Source organism: Streptococcus sp. 2154, assembly GCF_013277255.1.
Taxonomy (GTDB): domain Bacteria; phylum Bacillota; class Bacilli; order Lactobacillales; family Streptococcaceae; genus Streptococcus; species Streptococcus pseudopneumoniae.
The window spans coordinates 1-1226 of record NZ_VMMK01000003.1 but is presented as its reverse complement, the minus strand read 5'-3'; the positions used below and the strand labels follow the sequence as shown (position 1 = coordinate 1226).

1 pseudogene is annotated in these 1226 nt (G+C 42.3%); it reads left to right on the top strand.

Annotation, left to right across the window (positions count from 1 at the left end):
- A pseudogene (locus HT693_RS00105) lies at nucleotides 1–1226 on the top strand (hypothetical protein); the annotation flags it as partial.

The window sequence follows — 1226 nt, the reverse complement described above, 5'->3', positions numbered from 1 at the left end:
CGAGAAAATTCAACAGTCTCGTTTTGGTTTTGTGTTTGATAATCTAGATCCCTATCTTTCAAAGTCCGATATTGGGACAACTTGGACTCTCTCGTTTGATTGTAAACTCGATGAAGTTGATGGTTCTTTTCCTTTCCATATGTTGCATGGTGGGGCGAATGGCTTTGGTATAGAGGGACAAAAAGAGTTCACTGCGACTAGGGAGTGGCAGCGATTTAGGCTTACAGGTCCGGTATTTTTTAAAGAGGATGCGCCCTCTGAATCCAAGCTACAGATGACCCTATTCAATTCAGATTTAGGATACGGAGGAACTCTTTTCATTCGTAGGATTAAACTTGAAAAAGGTACCCTAGCGACAGACTGGAGTCCAGCGCTTGAAGACACCAATGGTCTCATCACACAAGCTAAGGCTAGCTTTGAGCGAACAGCGCAGGAATTGCGAACGGATTTGTCGGCTGTTCAGGCCTATGTTACTCAAGATGGTCAAAGACAGGAAAGCTTACAGCGCTACACTCGTGAGGAGAGCGCGAGACAAGCAAGAGCAGTTCGTGAGCAGATATCCAGAGATTATGTAGGGAAATCAAGCTATCAAGAAGACGTGGAGGGGATTCATCGGAGAATTGAAGGAGTTAAAACGAGTGCGAATAAAGAAATAACTAGCCAAATAGCTAGCTATCGTCAATCTGCCGACGGGACATTTAGGGATATTTCAAGCCAAATAACAACTTATAAGCAGGATATGACCAGGAACATTGCGAACCTATCCCATCAACTGGCAGGTAAGGTAGAGACTACTGACTTCCAGCGTGTTAAGGAAACCAGTGAACTTTACGAGCGGATTTTGGGCAATACTGAAAATGGAATTGCGGATAAGGTTGCTCGCATGGCTATGACCAATCAACTGTTTCAGGTTGAGGTTGGGAAATATAGTGTAAGCGGCCCTAACCTCATTAAGAATAGTGATTTTAAAAATGATACGAATAAATGGGGCTCAACTCAAAATTTAGGAAGATTGGTTAAGCATAGCTTTTATCACAACGGGCAGAAAGACCTTATGCGTTTAAGCAATGCAACTAAAAACAAAAACTTTTTGTCTAGTCACCGTTTTAATCTTGAACGAAATACTGACTATGTACTGAATTTTAGAGGATTTAACAACAGTGCTCTAGCAAGCTATGATGTTTATATTTTGGGACGAAGAGCAGGCGAGAGCGATGGATTCACAA